This window comes from Niveispirillum sp. BGYR6 (genome assembly GCF_027568365.1).
Lineage (GTDB): Bacteria > Pseudomonadota > Alphaproteobacteria > Azospirillales > Azospirillaceae > Niveispirillum.
The window spans coordinates 887,498-904,816 of the sequence record NZ_JANLNL010000001.1; the positions used below are offsets into that span (position 1 = coordinate 887,498).

Here is a 17,319-nt window from a genome sequence, read left to right on the forward strand (position 1 = left end):
AACCCCCGCCGGAGAGCGCTCCGGCGGGGGTTTTTTGTGGTTGGATGCGGGGGGATGTGGCGAGGCCGTGGGGCTGCACAGACCTTCGACAGCTTTGCCCCCCGTTGGGTCGTTCAGGCACTCTGGTGAACGTCTCATCAGCGGACATTTCGCCGATTGTTTTTGTCCGGAAAGCCATCTGAAAAACAACTTGTCCGGATTGCCATCGCGGATGCCAATTTCCGGACAACCGTCGCGTTAACCGCAAAAGGACGGAAGGACGGGAGCGGACTGCCCGCTATCAATCAAAGATTGAATAAAACGGGCGCCCTGACGCGGGATATTTAGGCATTAAAACGTTAACTAGAGACAGAATCAACACCCTCCACTTCCGTAGCTTGGCTAGCAGCGCGATCTTCTACCAAGCGTGCGCAGAGAACGTCCGCAATTTTGGCAATTTGGGAATCAACATCGCCAGCAGGATCAATTACCACGCCACCGTACTTAGCGTCTTCCGTAAAAAATCCTGAAGCGACTGTGGTAAAACGAATGGGAATTACCTCATTTCGACCAAATCTTTCGCGAAAACTGTCGCTTTCAAATTTAGTCCATATCCTTGTGGGGTAAGCTGGTGATTGCAAGACCACTACATATCCTGCCTCACTTCGATATATCGGCGCCAAGTAATCTTCGACATTCTGTGCAACTATTCTATGCTGCTCGTTTTCATCGTAAAATATTGAAACCTCACGGTCCGTAAGGGTCTGATACAGTTTTTCAGCGATTTGGCGATCAGATCCAGCAAAAGACAAGGCGAAGTCATATCTATTGCCGAAGTAATTTCCTTTGTACCCCACCTGTCGCGTAAAAACACGCCATATAATGTTCTTTAGAAAGAATATTAGTTTTGGGTCTTCAACACTTAGAACACCGGTTGACTGCTCAAAATGAAAATATGGCCCAAGAATATCTATCTTTTCAGGGTCAGTTAAGAGTGCCTGAAGCCAACCCTTCTCCAGAACCTGACTGATGCTGCCTTTCATCTCTGGATGTGCTACCATTGCTTCGCTTAAGTCAAGCGACCACTCCTCAGATTCGGAGAGCCACCTTAAAATATGTAAATAAGGCGCTCGACCTTCCTTCCTAAGACGCGATCCGCGCGCAAAGGTAATTGCAGCATCCTTGAATTGCCGCGACAGATCAAAAACAACATCTTCAAGGACAGCATTGATAGATGTTTCTATTTTCCTCTTTTCATCTTTAGTTTCTGATACCCTGTCCAATATACAAAGTTTGTGACAGAGCATCTGGACCAATTGAAAGCTACCCTGGGCAAGTTCTGCTACCTTTTTCTTGTTCGAAATTTCAACATTTAGAGCCCGCTCCCCAAGAGAGATGACTTGCTCTAAAATCTCAACTGGGTTGGCTTCTAGTCTGAAGACGTCAATCCGCAGCCCGAGGTCATGCGCAAATTTGACCAATTGGTGGCCGGCTTTGTTAATTCCGATTAGGATAAGTTTCGAAGATACGTCACCAGAATCTGCCAGAATCTTCATGTAGTCGGATAGCTTCGCCTTGGTGGTGTCTCCAAGACGGTGAAAGTCGTCAACTATAACGGTGCCAATGTCGCTCATTCCAGGCAGCGCATCGATATATTCCACGTCAGTGGGACGGCGCGCACTAAGTGACGTGACCGAGTCAATAACCTTTAGTTCGGCTAAGACTTTCGTAATGGTCGTGGTTTTGCCAATCCCCGAAGGCCCCTCCACAACAAGGCAGCGGCCTGGTGTGCGAACCGAAACCTTTATCTCTTCGTATCGCTCAGGCTTGACGAAGGTGATGGATGGAACGCCGGAGAGGCGAAAAACTTCTTCAAGATATGCCATGCCCCATCCCCCTTTAGCTGACAATACATTAACCGAAAAGCGAGTGACTGAGAATGATAAATCAAGAACCTAACATCAAGGAAAGGGATGGATCACCGCGATCCCAGCTACCTTGCGGCGCTTTCCTCGAGCTTGCTCGCTTGCTGTGCGGCGGCATCAAGTATTCATAAGAGCCCGCTCACAAGACATCGGATTGCCGATGAAGGAATGGAAACTTTAAGGTTCAACTCCTGGGTTTTCTATGAAGGACTTGTGACGCAAAACAGCCGTCCATCGCCCCCCCATTCTTCAAAACCGAGGTTTGATGGGCGTCCAGATTTCCGCCGCTTTCTTCTCGGCCTGACAGAAACCCATCAGTCCGCTTCCGGCCCCATAACTGACATTTTTGGTGATCCCTCCCCCGCTTCCTTGCACGGAAGTCTGCCCTTCAACATACTCTTACCAAAGCGCGATCGTTCCACCGGAAGCAAGAAATGTCGACAACCTTGTCCAGCAAGTTCCAGATATCCATCCCCAAAGCCGTCCGTGAGCAGCAGCATTGGGAGGCGGGGCAAGAATTTGTCTTCATCCCCAAGGGTAATGGTGTGCTGGTGATGCCAGTGCCGGAACGGGACCAGTTGGTCGGCATCGCCAAGGGCGCAAGCACTGAGGACTACCGCGACCGGTCGGATCGCTATTGATGGCGGCACCGTTGCGCGTCGTTGATAGTTCGGCCTGGATCGAATGGCTGGTGGATAGAGTTTGTCCGGTTTAGGTTGAAGCACATATTGCTTTCCTATCGTCATTCCCGCGAAGGCGGGAATCCAAGCAACGTAACGGATTATGGATTCCCACCTTCGCGGGAATGACGGAAAAGGGGTGAATTTAACCCTCGCAAACTCTCGCCCTGCTGGCGGCGGATATGCACCGGAAATATGGGTTGGCAACCGCCGACGCCGTCGTCTATGCGACCGCGCGCCGGCAGGGGGCTGAACTGTTAACCTGTGATGCCCATTTTAAAGGGCTGCCGGGTGTCGCCCTGTTCGCAAAGTCAGGCTGACGGCGCCCCCCCTCACCACCGCCTTTTCCCCGCCCCGAACGGCGGGCGCTTGACCAGCGGCTTCGGCGGCGGGGGTGGTGGAGGCGGCGGTGGCGGGGGGGTGAGTTCGACGGTCACCTTTTCACCGGCTGCCATCTGGGCCAGCGCCCGCATCAGGGTGCGCACGCCGTCCATCCGGGTCTGGGTGCTGTCCCAGGGGCGCAGCAGCACCAGTTTTTGGTCGGGGCGCAGCTTGGCCGTGCCGGCCTGTTTTTGAATAAACTCAACCAGTTTGGCCGGGTTCTTGAAGTTATTGTTGCGGAAGCCGACAACCGCCCCCTTGGGCCCGGCATCCAGGTTGCCCACCCCGGCTTCCTTGCACAGGCGCTTGATTTCCATCAGTTGCAGCAGGTTTTCCACCTCGTCCGGCAGGGGGCCGAAGCGGTCGATCAGTTCCACGCCGAACGCTTCCACCTCAGCCTTGTCGGCCAGATCGGACAGGCGACGATAGAGCGTCAGCCGCACCCCCAGATCGGGCACATAGCTGTCCGGGATCAGCACCGGCATCCCCAGCGCGATCTGCGGTGACCAGCTATCTTCGGCCCGTTGCGCCTCTGTCCGGCCCCCGCGTGCGGCCTCCACCGCCTCTTCCAGCATCTGCTGGTAAAGCTCCACCCCCACCTCGCGGATTTGGCCGGATTGTTCCTCGCCCAGCAGATTGCCGGCACCCCGGATATCCATATCGTGGCTGGCCAGCTGGAAGCCCGCCCCCAGATTATCCAGCGTTTCCAGCACATGCAGGCGCTGCTGCGCCGTAGCGGACAGCACCGTCTTGGGCTGGTAGGTCAGATAGGCGTAACCGCGCACCTTGGACCGGCCGACGCGGCCCCGGATCTGGTACAACTGAGCCAGACCGAACAGGTCGGCGCGGTGGACGATCATGGTGTTGGCGCTGGGGATATCCAGGCCGCTTTCAATGATGTTGGTGGCCAGCAGCACATCATATTTGCCATCGTCAAAGGCGGTCATGACGTCTTCCAGCTCGGTCGCCGCCATCTGGCCATGGGCGGTGATCAGCTTCACCTCCGGCACCAACTCTTCCAGCCGCACCCGTACCTTGGCCAAATCCTCCACCCGTGGGCAGACATAGAAGGTCTGGCCGCCGCGATAATGCTCCCGCATGATCGCCTCGCGGATCACCACCGGGTCAAAGGGCAGCACGAAGGTGCGCACGGCCAGCCGGTCCACCGGCGGCGTGGCGATGACCGACAATTCGCGCACGCCCGACAAGGCCAGTTGCAGCGTGCGCGGGATGGGCGTGGCAGAAAGCGTCAGCACATGCAGATCGGCGCGCAGTTCCTTCAACCGCTCCTTCTGCTTCACGCCGAAATGCTGTTCCTCATCGACAATCACCATGCCCAGGCGCTTGAACTCCGCCCCCTTGCCCAGCAAGGCATGGGTGCCGATGACGATATCCACCGTGCCATCGGCCAGCCCGGCCTTGGTCTGGTTGGCCTCCTTCGTCGTCACCATGCGGGACAATTGGCCGATGCGCACCGGCAGCCCGGCAAAACGCGCCTCAAAGGTGCGGGAATGCTGGCGGGCCAGCAGGGTGGTGGGCACCACGACGGCCACCTGATGGCCCGCCATCACCGCCAGAAAGGCGGCGCGCAAGGCCACCTCCGTCTTGCCGAAACCGACATCGCCGCAGATCAGCCGGTCCATCGGCTTGCCGGAGCCCAAATCCTCAATCACATCCTCGATGGCCCGCAACTGGTCATCGGTTTCGGCATAGGGGAAGCGGGCGCAGAATTCATCCCAGGCGCCATCGGGGATGGGGATGGCATCGGCACGGCGCAGCGCGCGTTCCGCCGCGATGCGCAACAGCGCATCGGCCATATCCTTCAGCCGGCGCTTGACGCGGGCCTTGCGCGATTGCCAACCGGCCCCGCCCAGCTTGTCCAGCGTGGCCCCCGCCTCCTCGCTGCCATAGCGGGAGAGGACTTCGATATTCTCCACCGGGACATAAAGCTTGTCGCCGCCATCATAGATCAGGCGCAGGCAATCATGCGGGGCGCCGCCGACATCCAGCGTTTCCAGCCCATCATATTTGCCGATGCCATGATCGATATGGACGACAAAATCACCGGGGTTGAGGGACGCCGCCTCAGCAATGAAATTGGCATTGCGCCGCTTCTTGCGCGTGCCGGCGCGCACCAGCCGGTCACCCAGAATATCCTGTTCGGTGATGATGGCCAGGCCAGGTGCTGTAAAGCCATGGTCCAGCGGCAGCACGGCCAGCGCCGTGGTGCCCTTCGGCAAGGCCGTGACATCGGCCCAGCTTTCCACCGCCTTCAGCTTCGCCAGCCCATGCTCCTTGAACACGGAGAGCAGACGGTCGCGCGAACCGGCGGAATAGCCGGCGATCACCGTCACCCGGCCTTCCTCGGCCAGGGCGTTGATATGGTCGCGCAGCACCTCATAGACATTCACGCCGGATTGCACGCGGGCATCGGCGAAATCGCGGCCCTTGCGCCCACCGCCATCGGCCAGATCCTTGTTGGCAACCTCCCCTTCCACGGCGGCGAAGGGCGATAGCTGGGCCACGGCGCGCGACGCCAGATGCCGGTCGAACGTGTCGCCATCCAGGAACATCAGCGAGGGGGGCACCGGCTTATAGGCCGGGTTGCCGGATTTCTTCTCCGCCTCCACCATGGTGCGGCGGGCCTGATAGAAATCCTGCACCTGTTCCAACCGCTCATCACGGGCTTCCTCGACATTCGGATCAAGGCTCAGGGCGGCATGGGGCAGGTAATCGAACAGGGTTTCCATGCCGCTATGGAACAAGGGCAGCCAATGTTCCATGCCGGCATGTTTGCGCGCCGCACTCACCGCCACATAGAGCGGATCGTCATCCATAACGGCGCCGAAATGTTCCCGGTAACCTGTGCGGAAGCGCTGGATCGACATTTCGTCCAGGAACACCTCTGACATGGGTGTCAGCACGAAATTATCGCGCTTTTCCACCGTCAGCTGAGTCATGGGGTCGAAGCTGCGCACACCTTCCAGATCATCGCCGAACAGGTCCAGGCGCAACGCCTCCTGGCTGCCGGGGGGAAAAAGGTCGATAATGCCGCCGCGCACGGCAAATTCCCCCGGCTCCCGCACCGTCTGGGCGCGGATATAGCCGTTCTGCGACAGGAAGCGCTGAAGCTCTGCCACATTGATGCGATCACCCACCTTGGCGGCGAAGCTGGCATTGCGAAAGGCCAGACGCGGCGGCACCTTCTGCACCAGCGCGTTCACCGTGGTGATGACCAGCAAGCCACCCGGCACCGCCCCGCCCTTTGCCACCTGCAAGAGCCGGGTCAGGGTGGAAATGCGGGTGGCCACAATCTCCCCATTGGGGGACACGCGGTCATAGGGCAGGCAGTCCCAGGCCGGGAACAGCCGCACCTCCACACCCGGATCGAAGAAAGCCACCTGTTCAGCCAGCCGGGCGGCCCGCGCATCATCGGTGGCGACATGCAGCAGCCCGGCCCCGCCGCCCTTTTTCGCCAGCGCCGCCAGCAGGCGGGAATCCTGCCCATCGGGCGCACCGGACAGCAGCATCCGGCGCGGATGGCCAAGGTTCAGCGCGATATCGGGCGCGGGGATGACAGTCATGGGAACCGGCTCTTCGATCATGCGGCAATGATGGAAGCCGGGTTTATAGCAGGCCCAGGCGCATAAGGGAACAAAAGGGGGACGCTATTTGCACGCCCAACCGGTCAGTCCGCAATCTCCCGCAAATAGGCAGTGTAGCGCCTGCCCGGCCCCAGCGGCACGGCGGTGACGGCCAGTTCGGCCGGGAATGTCTGCCCATCGGCGCGCCCCCCCTGCACCAGCAGCCGCTGGCCCGCGCCCCCAACCCCTTCCAGCCATTCCGGCAGCTCAGAGCCTTCCGGCAAGCGGATCATGTCGGCGAGGGAGGCACCCAGCGCCGCCCCCCGGCTGCGCTGGAATATCCGTTCCGCTGCCGGGTTCAGTTCCATCACCAGACCCGCATCATTGAAGGTAATGATGGCATCCAGTGCTGTCTCCAGAATCGAACGGGCACGCGCCTCGCTCTCCCGCAGGCGCAGGCTGGCCGCCGCCTCTGCCGTGATGTCGCGGAACAGGCAGAGCACCAGCCGTTCGCCAGCGCTGTCAAATGGCACCGCCGAAACATCCAGCAGCAACTGGGCGCCATCCTTGCGTTGCACAGGTTGGCGCACTTGGCGCAACGCCTCCCCGCTGTTGAGCCGGCGCAGCATCAGTTCGGCCAGCGGGCGGGATTCTTCTGTTGTGTGGTCCAGCACATGCTGCCCGTCCAGACTTTCATCGGGCGACATGCCCATGATGACGCGGCCCGCCTTGTTGAGGAAGCGGAACAGGCCCTGGCTATCATGCACGACAATGCCATCCGGTGTCAGATCCACCAGTTGGCGATAACGTTGCTCACTTTCCTGCAAGCGCAACTCTTGCCGCTTCTGGTCGGAAATATCCGTCCGCAGACAAAGCAGGCCGCCATCAGGCAGGCGCTGGTCCTGCACCCGCACCCAGCGCCCGTCAGCCAGCAGAATTTCCTGCGGGACCGGGTCCGGGTCGCGGAATTCCCGCAGACGCTGGGCGATATATTCCTCCCGGTCATGGCCCAGCGCGTGGAGATTATCCCCCACCTCAATGCTGGCGCGCAACAGCACCTCAAACGAAATGCCGGGCTCCATCAGGTTGGCCAGAATGGGGAACATCGCCCGCAGGGCCGGATTGGTCAGCACCAGCCGTTCCTGCGCATCATAGATCGCCACCCCATCCGGCATCAGGTCCAGCACAGCGGAAAGGATGGTTGCGGCCATGATGGAGACCCTCCGGCGAAAAGCAGGGGAAGCAAAAACCGGTGGATTTTGCCCAGTCCCGGCCATGTTCGCAAGAAATGCTTTATTTATACGTTGTTAACGTTTCCCGATTTCACGCGGGAAGTGCATGATTCAGCCGGTTCAGCAATCCGGCCCAGTCCCCACAACGCACCTGCCGGAACAGGCGCATGGTGGGGTACCAGCCGGTCTTCCCCTCCCCCGCCAGCCAGCGCCAGTCGGTATCGGTGGCGATCAGGGTCCAGACCGGCCGTCCCATGGCCCCGGCCAGATGGGCCAGCCCGCTGTCGGGTGTGATCAGCAGGTCCAGATGGGACAGGATGGCGGCACTGTCCATCCAGGTGCTGACGGCCCCACCCAGGTCGGTGACATGGGGGGGCAGCGGCAGGGCGGCCAGTTCCTCCCGCCCGCTGGCCACCTGCAGCGCATACCAATCCACCTCCCGCCGTTGCAGCAGCGGGGCAAAGGCGGCCAGACCGGGGCTGCGCCAGCGGTCGCCCGGATGGGCGGGGTTGCCCGCCCAACTGAACCCAATGCGCAGCCGCCCCGGCCGCTTGGGCAGATGTCCGGCCCAGAGCGCGGCCATAGCCGGATCGGCGGCAAGATAGGGTCCGTCCCAGGGGATACTCGTCGGTGTCAGGCCCAACAGGCCTGGCAGGTCCAGCAGGGCCACCTGGAAATCGGCCGCCGGCACCGGCTTGCCACGTGCCAGGGGGCGGCCGAATCGTCCATCCAGGAACAAGGGCAGCAGGGCCGGGGGCAGCTCAAACGTCACGCGCGCGCCCAGCGCTTCCAGCTGGCGGATCAGGCGGGCGCACATGATGGTGTCGCCTGCCCCCTGTTCATCCCAGACCAGGATGTGTTTTCCCGACAGCTCTTCCCCCTGCCAGGGGGGAATATGAACGTGCCGGGGCGGGCGGGCGGCCACTGACCAGCGGTGATGATAGGCGGCAAACCCCTCCCCCCAGCGGCCCAGCCGCAACAGGCAGAGCGCACGCCCCAGGGCCGAGGCTTTATCATCCGGTGCCAGGGCCAGGGCGCGTTCAAACGCGGCCAGAGCGGCTTCGGCGTCACCCGTCACCCGGTGGAACAGGCCCAGATCGCGCCAGACATAGGCCGTGTCGGGGGCCATCTCCGCCGCCTTGGCCAGCAGCGTGCCCGCCTCCGCCTCCCGCCCATCATGCAGCAACAGGTTGGCCAGGGCACAGCGGGCGGGAACCAGGGCTGGGGATGCGGCCAGGGCACGGCGCAACAGGCTTTCCGCCCGCCCTTTGTCGCCGGCCCGCCGTGCCGCATCCCCCAGGGTCAGCAGGGCAATGGCATGGTCGGGCGCGAGGGTCAGCACCTGTTCCCACAGGGCAAACGCGCCCGGCCCGTCGCCCCGCGACTCTGCTTGACCGGCGGCGGCGACCAAATCCTTCACACTCACGGCCATCAGAACCGTTCCATCAGCGTGGGCTGGCCCTGCACGGTGGAGGATACGGCCTCCGGCATCCGCGTCAGTTGATCGCTGCGCGGAATCGGCGGCGGATCGGGATCGTAAATCTGCTTCAGGCGGCGATATTCCTGATCGTGATATTCCTGCTGTTCCTGAAAGCCGGGTTCCCCATTGCGTCGCCCGGTGACGATCACCTCATCCGCCACGGGGGGCGACGCCTCCTTTTCCGGCGCAGCTGATGGCTCCGCCCCCGCGGCGGCAACAGCGGTCAGCAGCGTAAAGGCGGACAATGCCAGGGGGCGACAGGGCAATATCATGGGGCCGATCCTAACGCCTTTCGGGTTGCCGCGACAGGGGGCGCATGAACGCGAACGGAATAAGAACATTTCCACTTGGCAGCCAAGAACAAACCGCGTACAACAGGTTCAGTTGAACGCAGACACCTATCCGTGCGAGAAGGAAGGGGACAATTATGTCGGCAGCTCCACTTCGTCTGGTTGAAACACCCATGGACAAGCAAAAAGCTCTGGACGCAGCACTCGGCCAGATCGAACGCGCCTTTGGCAAGGGCTCCATCATGAAGCTCGGTGCCAAGGAGGCGATTTCCGAAATGGAAGTCGTGTCCACCGGTTCGCTGGGTTTGGATATCGCCCTGGGTATCGGCGGTCTCCCACGTGGCCGCATCGTTGAAATTTATGGGCCGGAAAGCTCGGGCAAGACCACGCTGGCCTTGCACGCCATCGCCCAGGCACAGAAGAATGGCGGCGTCTGCGCCTTTGTGGATGCTGAACATGCGCTCGACCCCTCCTATGCCCGCAAGCTGGGCGTGGATGTGGATGAGCTGCTGATCTCCCAGCCCGATGCCGGCGAACAGGCGCTGGAAATCGCCGACACGCTGGTGCGCTCCGGTGCTATCGACGTGCTGGTGGTGGATTCGGTGGCGGCCCTGGTGCCGCGCGCCGAATTGGAAGGCGAAATGGGCGACAGCCATGTCGGCCTGCACGCCCGCCTGATGAGCCAGGCGCTGCGCAAGCTGACCAGCTCCATCTCCAAGTCGCGCTGTCTGGTGATCTTCATCAACCAGATCCGCCTGAAGATCGGCGTCATGTTCGGCAATCCGGAAACGACGACCGGCGGTAATGCGCTGAAATTCTATGCCTCTGTCCGCCTGGATATCCGCCGCATCGGCGCCATCAAGGATCGGGAAACCGTCACCGGCAACCAGACCCGCGTGAAGGTGGTGAAGAACAAGATGGCCCCGCCCTTCCGGGTCGTCGAATTCGACATCATGTATGGCGAAGGCGTGTCCAAGGTGGGTGAACTGCTGGATCTGGGCATCCAGGCCGGCGTGGTGGACAAATCCGGTTCCTGGTTCTCCTATGACGGGCAGCGCATTGGGCAGGGGCGTGAAAACGCCAAGACCTTCCTGCGCAGCAACCCGGCCGTGGCCGACAGCATCGAACAGAAAATCCGCGCCAATGCCGGCATCGTGGCGGGCGCCATGATGGGCACGCCGGAGAGCGATGGGGATGCGTCCAGCCCCGAATGATCCTTTCTCCCTCGCACGGGGATCGTTCTGCAGCCCCGCCCGGTCTTTCGCCGGGCGGGGTTTTTTCATACCCTTGCGCGGCCGGCCCAACTGGGATAAAAGCGGCACCAGGAAGATTTCTTCCAGCATCCAGAGCCGGACTTGGGTCCGGCGCCAACCTGCCGACCCGGGCAAGGTGGCGGCCTCTGACGGGGCGATGCGGCCGGTTTACTGGCAACGAAGCGGGCGGCGATTCCCTCTCCACCCTTTGGCCTGGTCCCGTCACGCCTGCCTCCTGTGGCCCTGTTGGTGCCTTTTGTGGAGTGCATGATGTTTGTGACCGCACCCTTGGCCCCCGCCCCCTTTCATCCGGGTGATGAATGGCTGCGTGACCTGATTGCCGCCCCGGGCGATCAGGTGCAGCCGGTCGGCCCCACCGAGGGCGACCGCGCCCTGTTCGTGGTGCTGCATCGCAGCCGCGGGCTGTGGACGCATATTTACCGGGTGCAACGCCAGCCGGGGCGCAGCGGCGGGCTGGTCGCCCTGTTGCGGGTGCTGGAAGGGGATCAGGTGGAACAGGCGGTTTGCTGGGCGAACGGCATGGCTTGACAGCAGCCCTGCAACAATGGAATGGATGCTACCCGACGAGGGAGAGACTGGCCCTGCGCCAGCGCCGAAGGAGCAACCGCCCCGGAAACTCTCAGGCAAAAGGACCCGTCGGACATAATATCTGGAAAGTGGCGCTTCGCGCGCCCGCCGAAGGGATAGCGATCTCAGGCAAACAGACAGAGCGGGCACAACCGGGCGGCAGAAAAAGCCGCCACGCAAGGAGTGTCCGCCATCGTGACCATTGCCGCCGCCCCGCTGTTCCCTTCCCTTTCGGTGACCGATCTGTTCACCATCGGCATCGGCCCGTCCAGTTCCCACACGGTGGGGCCCATGCGGGCGGGGGCGGTCTTTGCCGCCATGGCCACCGCCCATGGCCAGCCGCATATGGTCACCTGCGATCTTTATGGTTCGCTGGCGCTGACCGGCAAGGGCCATGCCACCGACCATGCCGTGCTGCTGGGCCTGTCCGGCTGGCTGCCGGACCGCATCGATCCCAATGCCGTGCCGGACCTGATCGCCGCCATCGCGCGTGACCAGTCACTGCCGCTGGGCGGTGGTACGGCGATCCATTTTGTGGAAGCGGACCATCTGCGCTTCCGCATGGGGGAATTCCTGCCCTTCCATGCCAATGCCATGCGCTTTACCGCGCATTATGTCGATGGGCGGCAGTTGGAGCAGGTTTTCTATTCCGTGGGCGGCGGGGCCATCCGCATGGAAGGGGCCGATGCCGGCGACCGGCCCAATGTCACCCTGCCCCACCCGTTCAGTTCCGGTGCCGAGCTGCTGACCATCGGGGAACAGCAGGGCCTGTCCATCGCCGATATTGTCTGGGCCAATGAGGAGGCGTTCCGTAGCCGGGCCGAGACGGTGGAGTTTGTCGACAAGGTGCGCCAGGCCATGCTGGATTGCATCGAGCGCGGCTGCCGGCAGGATGGCATCCTGCCGGGCGGGCTGAAGGTGCGCCGCCGCGCCCGTTCCCTGCATCAGACCCTGATGGCCAGTATGCCCCGCATCGAGCCGTCCCACGTGTTCGAATGGGTCAGCCTCTATGCGCTGAGCGTGAATGAGGAGAATGCCGCCGGCGGCCGGGTGGTGACAGCCCCCACCAATGGGGCGGCCGGCATCCTGCCCGCCGTACTGAAATATTATGAGACCTTTGTCTCCGGCGCCAACCGCGCCGGATCGCGCACCTTGCTGATGACGGCGGCGGCCATCGGTTTTCTGTACAAGATTCGCGCTTCCATCTCGGCGGCCGAAATGGGCTGCCAGGGGGAAGTCGGGGTGGCCTGTTCCATGGCCGCCGCCGGGCTGACCGCAGCCTTGGGCGGCAATAACCAGCAGATCGAAAATGCCGCCGAGATCGGCATGGAACATAATCTGGGCCTGACCTGCGACCCGATCGGCGGGCTGGTGCAGGTGCCCTGCATCGAACGCAACACCATGGGCGCGGTGAAGGCGATCAATGCCGCCTATCTGGCCCTGCGCGGCGATGGCAGCCACGTCGTCTCCCTGGACGCGGTGATTGAAACCATGCGCCAGACCGGCGTGGAGATGAGTTCCAAATATAAGGAAACCAGCCTGGGTGGGCTGGCCGTCAATGTGGTGGGCTGTTGATTTTTAAAGTCTCCCCGTGGCGGGTCGCTCACGCCCGCCACGGGGCAGCAGACGCCAGCCCAGCAGGGCCACCACGATGGTGGCATAGATGATGGGCTCCAGCGGCCAGGATTTCACCAGCAGCAGGAAATGGGCGGCCCCGGCCAGCGCTGCCGGATAGACCAGCCGATGCAGCCGGCGCCAGCGCACGCCGCCCAGCCGGCGGATCATGGCATTGTTGGAGGTCACCGCCAGCGGCAGCAGCAGCACAAAGCCCAGCATCCCGATGGTGATATAAGGCCGTTTCAGGATATCGGCGCCGATGGCCGCCCAATCCAGCCCCTGATCCAGCAGGATATATGTGATCAGGTGGGCCAGCACATAGAAGAAGGCCAGCAACCCCACCGCCCGGCGATAGCGCAGCCAGTTGATGCCCAGCGACTGGCGCAGCGGCGTGATGGCCAGCCCCAGAATGATCAGCCGCAGCGCCCATTCCCCCAGGCCGCGTTCCAGCGCCTTGGCCGGATCGGCCCCCAGATTATCCGTCAGCGCCTGGACAAACAGCCAGACACCCGGCACCAGCCCCAGCAGATAGAGCGGCCAGGAGGGGAAGGCAGGCTGGCGCAGCCAGCGCGGCAGGGCAGCCATCAATAGAATTTCCGCAAATCCATGCCGGTATAAAGCCCGGCCACCTGATCGGCATAGCCATTAAAGGGCAGGGTCGGCCGGCGCTTGGCGAACAGCCCGCCTTCCCCGATCCGCCGCTCGGTCGCCTGGCTCCAGCGCGGATGATCGACCTCCGGATTGACGTTGGAATAGAAGCCATATTCCTGCGGCGCCTGCATGTTCCAGCTGGTCTGCGGTTGCTTGTCCGTCAGGGTGATGCGGACGATGGATTTGATGCCCTTGAAACCATATTTCCACGGCACCACCAGACGCAGCGGCGCCCCATTCTGGTTGGGCAGCGTCTCCCCATACAGCCCCACGGCCAGCAGGGTCAGCGGGTGCAGCGCCTCATCCAGGCGCAGGCCCTCCCGATAGGGCCAGTCCAGCACCTTCAGGAAACCGCCCACCCCCGTCATCTCATTGGGGCGCAGGGCCGTTTCAAAGGCCACATATTTGGCGCTGCCCAGCGGCTCCACCCGCGCCAGCAGATCGGCCAGGGGGAAGCCGATCCAGGGGATCACCATCGACCAGCCTTCCACGCAGCGCATCCGGTAGATGCGCTCCTCCAGCTTGGCCGGCTTGATGATATCTTCCAGGGCAAAGTTGGTGGGTTTGGCCACCATGCCATCCACCTGCACATTCCAAGGGCTGGTGGTCAGCCGATGCGCATTGCGCGCCGGCTCCGACTTATCAACGCCGAACTCGTAATAATTATTATAGCTGGTGATGTCCTTCAGGGGCGTAGGAGGCTCGTCCGTGGAAAGGCTGCTTTTGGCCGCCGTCAGCGGGGCGGCGGCGGCACTGCCGGCCAGCAGCAGCCCACCAGCCCCGGCCAGCAGATGACGGCGGCTGAGATAGAGCGCCTGGGGCGTCACATCGCGTTCGCCCAGATCGGGGGCATGGCGCAGCAGCATCGGCTTTTCCTCACATCATTCGGGCGGGGAACCCATGGGCAGAAGATAAGCGCGCGCCGCCGCCACGGCTAGCCCCGAGGCCGAGGCTGCGACAGGAATACATATCTACATATAAAATGTGTTTATATTGATATTTCACAAACAAAAACATAATTCCCATTGACTCAATAGGAAATAACCGACACCATCCCCCTCAGAAAGCGTCGTTCCCCTGGCGACCTTCCTCTTTCTGGCGGAGGAAAACCGATGTCCACCAATGTGCTGCCGCTCTCCAAACCCGTTCCGGCCGACAGTTCCCTGCGTCTGGTGCCGGATGTGCCGGATTTCGTGGTCGGCCCCGGCCTGTCGCCAGAGGTGGCGGATGTGGTGACCTTGATCGGGGGCAGCGCCACGGCTGGGCGCAATCTGGCGGAAACCCGCCGAATCTTCACCCAGGTACGCCGGGCGCTGGGGCCGACGGTGCCGGACATCGCCTCCATCCGGGAGGAGGTGATCAATACCCCGGCCGGCAAGCTGAACCTGCGGCTCTACCGGCCGTCCTTCGGATTCCGGCCGCTGCCGGCGCTGCTATTCTTCCATGGCGGCGGCTGGACGGTGGGCGATCTGGACAGCCATGATACGCTGTGCCGCCAGCTGGCCATCGCCACCGGCCATGTCATCGTCGCCGTGGATTACCGGCTGGCCCCGGAAAACCCCTGGCCCGCCCCCATTGAGGATGGCTGGGAGGCGCTGCGCTGGCTGTCCAACTATGCCCCGCTGCTGGCCATCGATCCGCTGGCCATCGGCGTGGCGGGGGACAGTGCCGGCGGCAATATCGCTGCCGTGCTGGCCCTGAAGGCGCGGGATGAAGGCGGACCGGCCTTGAAGGGTCAGGTGCTGATCTATCCCTGCACCGACCTGTCGGCCAGCCTGCCTTCCCATTTCGCCCATGCCGATGGCTATCTGCTGACGCGCAAGCAATATCTGGCCTATGTCGCCAATTATCTGGCGGGCCAGGATGTTGAACAGGATTGGCGTGTGTCACCCCTGCGGGCAGCCCGGTTCGACGGGTTGCCGCCGACCGTGATCATCACCGCCGGATTCGATCCGCTGCTGGATGAAGGCCGCGCCTATGCCGGGCGGCTGGCCGCCGCCGGGGTACCGGTGATCCATCGCAGTTACGCCGACATGGTGCATGGCTTCATCACCATGGGTGGCCGCTTGCCGGCCGCCAATCGTGCCATCGCCGATATCGGCCGGGCCCTGGCCTCGCACGATATCTACGCCTTCAGCGATGGGGGTGGCATTTAACACCCAGCCCCTGTGATCCGTAGCAATCATCGGGGCATTCTTTACATTTTACCCTTCCCTCCCTGACCCGTCCCCACTTGCACCCCTGGCGCCTGTCGCCAGGGGTTCTTTTTGTTGCGCTGCATATATTCTTTGGTTGCGACACAGCATAAATTCAACTGAAAAATATCTCCATTCGATCCATCGTTTTGACTGGCGGGCCGCGACAATTTGCGCCACCATCAATCTTGGGTGACCGCCCGGAAGAGACCGGCACCCCCTGTGCGATACAGGTAAGGGAGGACGTAATGGTGGCGTTTCACGAGGGGGAGCGCATACTGCCGCTCCCGGCGGATTATGTACCGGTGCCGACGGCACGCCGGTTAACCAATCATGATTTACAGGAGGCCCTGGCCGACGGCTGGGCCGATTTCAAGGCCGCCCCCACCTATGGGCTGGCCTTTGGCGGCATCTATGCCCTGCTGGGCCTGGGCGGGCTGCTGGCCCTGACCATGCTGGACCAGCCGCATCTGATGTTCCCGGCTATTACCGGCTTCCTGCTGTTCGGGCCGTTCGCGGCCCTGGGCCTCTATGATATCAGCCGTCGGCGTCAGTTGGGCCGGCCGGTGGAACCGCTGAAGGTGTTTTTCGCGTTTCGCCGGCATGGTGGTAGCCAGATCGGGATGCTGGGCCTGTTCCTGGTATTTGCCACCATCGCTTGGCTGAAGATCGCCACCTTGATCTATGCGCTGTATTTCGGCCCCGCCCCGATGGAGATGGCCCAGCTCTGGGCCGCCGTGACGGGCAGCTTCGCCGGGCTGCGCTTTGCCGCCACCGGCATCATTGCCGGCGGGCTGATCGCCACCACCATCTTCGCATTGTCGGTTTTCTCCGTACCGATGCTGCTGGATCGGGATGTGGATGTTGTGACGGCCATCCTGGCCAGCCTGCGGGCGGTGCTGCTGAACCTGCCGCTGATGCTGGCCTGGGGTGCCATGGTGGCGGTGGTGATCGGGTTCAGCATTGCCGCTGGCCTGCTGGCCCTGATCGTCACCCTGCCCTGGCTGGGCCATGCGACTTGGCACCTGTATGTACGGGCGTTGGGGCGCACCCCGGTTCCTGGCGCTGAATAGACCCAAGCGGCAAAGCAGCATGACAGCCGCCGGTCAACCGACCGGCGGCTGTTCATTTTCAGGCACCACTCCCGGCAATTGCCGGCGCCAGCGGCCGGGCGTAGTGCCGGTGATGCGTTCAAAAACCCGCGTCAGGTGGCTCTGGTCAGCAAAGCCGCATTGCTGCGCAATCTCCGCGATGGGGGATGGGGAGGTTGCCAGCAGGTGCCGCGCCTGCGCCACCCGCCGTTCCAGCAGCCATTGATGCGGCGGCATCCCGGCGCTTTGTTTGAAAGCGCGGGAAAAATGGCCGACGGAAATGCCGCATTCCCGCGCCAGATCGGCCAACCCATGGTCGGCGGCCAGATTGCCCATCATCCGCAACACCCGGCGCAATTGCCAGGGGGCAAGC

At 62.2% G+C, this 17,319-nt stretch carries 14 protein-coding genes and 2 riboswitches; of the genes, 6 read left to right on the forward strand and 8 right to left on the reverse strand.

What is annotated here, in order from left to right; all coding sequences use genetic code 11:
- Nucleotides 1-338: 338 nt before the first annotated feature.
- Nucleotides 339-1,865, reverse strand: coding sequence for a TIR domain-containing protein (locus PCJ49_RS03780; RefSeq protein WP_269909779.1), 1,527 nt, complete (start codon nucleotides 1,863-1,865; stop codon nucleotides 339-341).
- A gap of 473 nt (nucleotides 1,866-2,338) precedes the next feature.
- Between PCJ49_RS03780 and PCJ49_RS03785 the strand changes: the two genes are divergently transcribed.
- Complete coding sequence (locus tag PCJ49_RS03785) at nucleotides 2,339-2,545, forward strand: AbrB/MazE/SpoVT family DNA-binding domain-containing protein (protein ID WP_269909780.1); 207 nt, start codon at nucleotides 2,339-2,341, stop codon at nucleotides 2,543-2,545.
- A 371-nt stretch (nucleotides 2,546-2,916) separates the two neighbouring features.
- On the opposite strand, the gene mfd is transcribed toward PCJ49_RS03785, so the two are convergent.
- From mfd to PCJ49_RS03805, 4 genes are all read right to left on the reverse strand, one after another.
- Nucleotides 2,917-6,549, reverse strand: a complete 3,633-nt coding sequence (gene mfd, locus PCJ49_RS03790; protein ID WP_269909781.1) for a transcription-repair coupling factor — start codon at nucleotides 6,547-6,549, stop codon at nucleotides 2,917-2,919.
- Nucleotides 6,550-6,653: 104 nt separating this feature from the next.
- Nucleotides 6,654-7,760 (reverse strand): PAS domain S-box protein, encoded by a 1,107-nt coding sequence (locus tag PCJ49_RS03795; RefSeq protein WP_269909782.1) that lies wholly within the window; start codon nucleotides 7,758-7,760, stop codon nucleotides 6,654-6,656.
- 112 nt (nucleotides 7,761-7,872) lie between these two features.
- Complete coding sequence (locus PCJ49_RS03800) at nucleotides 7,873-9,213, reverse strand: tetratricopeptide repeat protein (RefSeq protein ID WP_269909783.1); 1,341 nt, start codon at nucleotides 9,211-9,213, stop codon at nucleotides 7,873-7,875.
- The gene (locus tag PCJ49_RS03805; RefSeq protein ID WP_269909784.1) at nucleotides 9,213-9,533 is read right to left on the reverse strand and encodes a hypothetical protein; all 321 of its coding nucleotides are present in this window, start codon (nucleotides 9,531-9,533) and stop codon (nucleotides 9,213-9,215) included. The genes PCJ49_RS03800 and PCJ49_RS03805 overlap by 1 nt, the downstream gene beginning before the upstream one ends.
- A 191-nt stretch (nucleotides 9,534-9,724) precedes the next feature.
- Between PCJ49_RS03805 and recA the strand changes: the two genes are divergently transcribed.
- From recA to PCJ49_RS03820, 3 genes are all read left to right on the forward strand, one after another.
- Nucleotides 9,725-10,765 carry a recombinase RecA gene (recA, locus tag PCJ49_RS03810; RefSeq protein WP_269909785.1) on the forward strand — a complete coding sequence of 347 codons (1,041 nt, stop codon included), beginning with the start codon at nucleotides 9,725-9,727 and terminating at the stop codon, nucleotides 10,763-10,765.
- Between the two features lie 120 nt (nucleotides 10,766-10,885).
- A riboswitch (SAM-I-IV-variant riboswitch) is annotated at nucleotides 10,886-10,996 on the forward strand.
- A gap of 75 nt (nucleotides 10,997-11,071) precedes the next feature.
- A complete protein-coding gene (locus tag PCJ49_RS03815) occupies nucleotides 11,072-11,353 on the forward strand; it encodes a hypothetical protein (protein ID WP_269909786.1) in 282 nt (93 codons plus the stop codon).
- 28 nt (nucleotides 11,354-11,381) lie between these two features.
- A riboswitch (glycine riboswitch) is annotated at nucleotides 11,382-11,469 on the forward strand.
- A gap of 118 nt (nucleotides 11,470-11,587) precedes the next feature.
- Nucleotides 11,588-12,967 (forward strand): L-serine ammonia-lyase, encoded by a 1,380-nt coding sequence (locus PCJ49_RS03820; RefSeq protein WP_269909787.1) that lies wholly within the window; start codon nucleotides 11,588-11,590, stop codon nucleotides 12,965-12,967.
- 3 nt (nucleotides 12,968-12,970) lie between these two features.
- Here PCJ49_RS03820 and msrQ read toward each other — a convergent pair whose 3' ends face one another.
- On the reverse strand, nucleotides 12,971-13,594 hold the full coding sequence (msrQ, locus tag PCJ49_RS03825) for a protein-methionine-sulfoxide reductase heme-binding subunit MsrQ (RefSeq protein WP_269909788.1): 624 nt from the start codon (nucleotides 13,592-13,594) through the stop codon (nucleotides 12,971-12,973).
- Entirely contained in the window at nucleotides 13,594-14,526 is a 933-nt protein-coding gene (msrP, locus tag PCJ49_RS03830; RefSeq protein WP_269909789.1) for a protein-methionine-sulfoxide reductase catalytic subunit MsrP, read from the reverse strand. Before msrP ends, msrQ begins: the two co-directional genes overlap by 1 nt.
- Before the next feature lie 246 nt (nucleotides 14,527-14,772).
- Here msrP and PCJ49_RS03835 point away from each other — a divergent pair, with 246 nt between their 5' ends.
- Nucleotides 14,773-15,816 carry an alpha/beta hydrolase gene (locus PCJ49_RS03835; protein ID WP_269909790.1) on the forward strand — a complete coding sequence of 348 codons (1,044 nt, stop codon included), beginning with the start codon at nucleotides 14,773-14,775 and terminating at the stop codon, nucleotides 15,814-15,816.
- Nucleotides 15,817-16,103: 287 nt separating this feature from the next.
- Complete coding sequence (locus PCJ49_RS03840) at nucleotides 16,104-16,928, forward strand: DUF2189 domain-containing protein (RefSeq protein WP_269909791.1); 825 nt, start codon at nucleotides 16,104-16,106, stop codon at nucleotides 16,926-16,928.
- Nucleotides 16,929-16,961: 33 nt separating this feature from the next.
- Here PCJ49_RS03840 and PCJ49_RS03845 read toward each other — a convergent pair whose 3' ends face one another.
- Nucleotides 16,962-17,285: an AraC family transcriptional regulator gene (locus PCJ49_RS03845; RefSeq protein ID WP_269909792.1), complete on the reverse strand. Its 324-nt coding sequence runs from the start codon at nucleotides 17,283-17,285 to the stop codon at nucleotides 16,962-16,964.
- Nucleotides 17,286-17,319: the final 34 nt, after the last annotated feature.

Excerpts from the sequence above, each read along its gene's own strand:
- PCJ49_RS03815 (WP_269909786.1), top strand. The coding sequence starts at position 11,072 with ATGATGTTTGTGACCGCACCCTTGGCCCCCGCCCCCTTTCATCCGGGT.
- PCJ49_RS03835 (WP_269909790.1), top strand. The coding sequence starts at position 14,773 with ATGTCCACCAATGTGCTGCCGCTCTCCAAACCCGTTCCGGCCGACAGT.
- PCJ49_RS03840 (WP_269909791.1), top strand. The coding sequence starts at position 16,104 with ATGGTGGCGTTTCACGAGGGGGAGCGCATACTGCCGCTCCCGGCGGAT.
- PCJ49_RS03800 (WP_269909783.1), bottom strand. The coding sequence starts at position 9,213 with ATGGCCGTGAGTGTGAAGGATTTGGTCGCCGCCGCCGGTCAAGCAGAG.
- msrQ (WP_269909788.1), bottom strand. The coding sequence starts at position 13,594 with ATGGCTGCCCTGCCGCGCTGGCTGCGCCAGCCTGCCTTCCCCTCCTGG.
- recA (WP_269909785.1), top strand. The coding sequence starts at position 9,725 with ATGGACAAGCAAAAAGCTCTGGACGCAGCACTCGGCCAGATCGAACGC.
- PCJ49_RS03795 (WP_269909782.1), bottom strand. The coding sequence starts at position 7,760 with ATGGCCGCAACCATCCTTTCCGCTGTGCTGGACCTGATGCCGGATGGG.
- PCJ49_RS03780 (WP_269909779.1), bottom strand. The coding sequence starts at position 1,865 with ATGGCATATCTTGAAGAAGTTTTTCGCCTCTCCGGCGTTCCATCCATC.
- PCJ49_RS03845 (WP_269909792.1), bottom strand. The coding sequence starts at position 17,285 with ATGATGGGCAATCTGGCCGCCGACCATGGGTTGGCCGATCTGGCGCGG.
- PCJ49_RS03785 (WP_269909780.1), top strand. The coding sequence starts at position 2,339 with ATGTCGACAACCTTGTCCAGCAAGTTCCAGATATCCATCCCCAAAGCC.
- mfd (WP_269909781.1), bottom strand. The coding sequence starts at position 6,549 with ATGACTGTCATCCCCGCGCCCGATATCGCGCTGAACCTTGGCCATCCG.
- msrP (WP_269909789.1), bottom strand. The coding sequence starts at position 14,526 with ATGCTGCTGCGCCATGCCCCCGATCTGGGCGAACGCGATGTGACGCCC.
- PCJ49_RS03805 (WP_269909784.1), bottom strand. The coding sequence starts at position 9,533 with ATGATATTGCCCTGTCGCCCCCTGGCATTGTCCGCCTTTACGCTGCTG.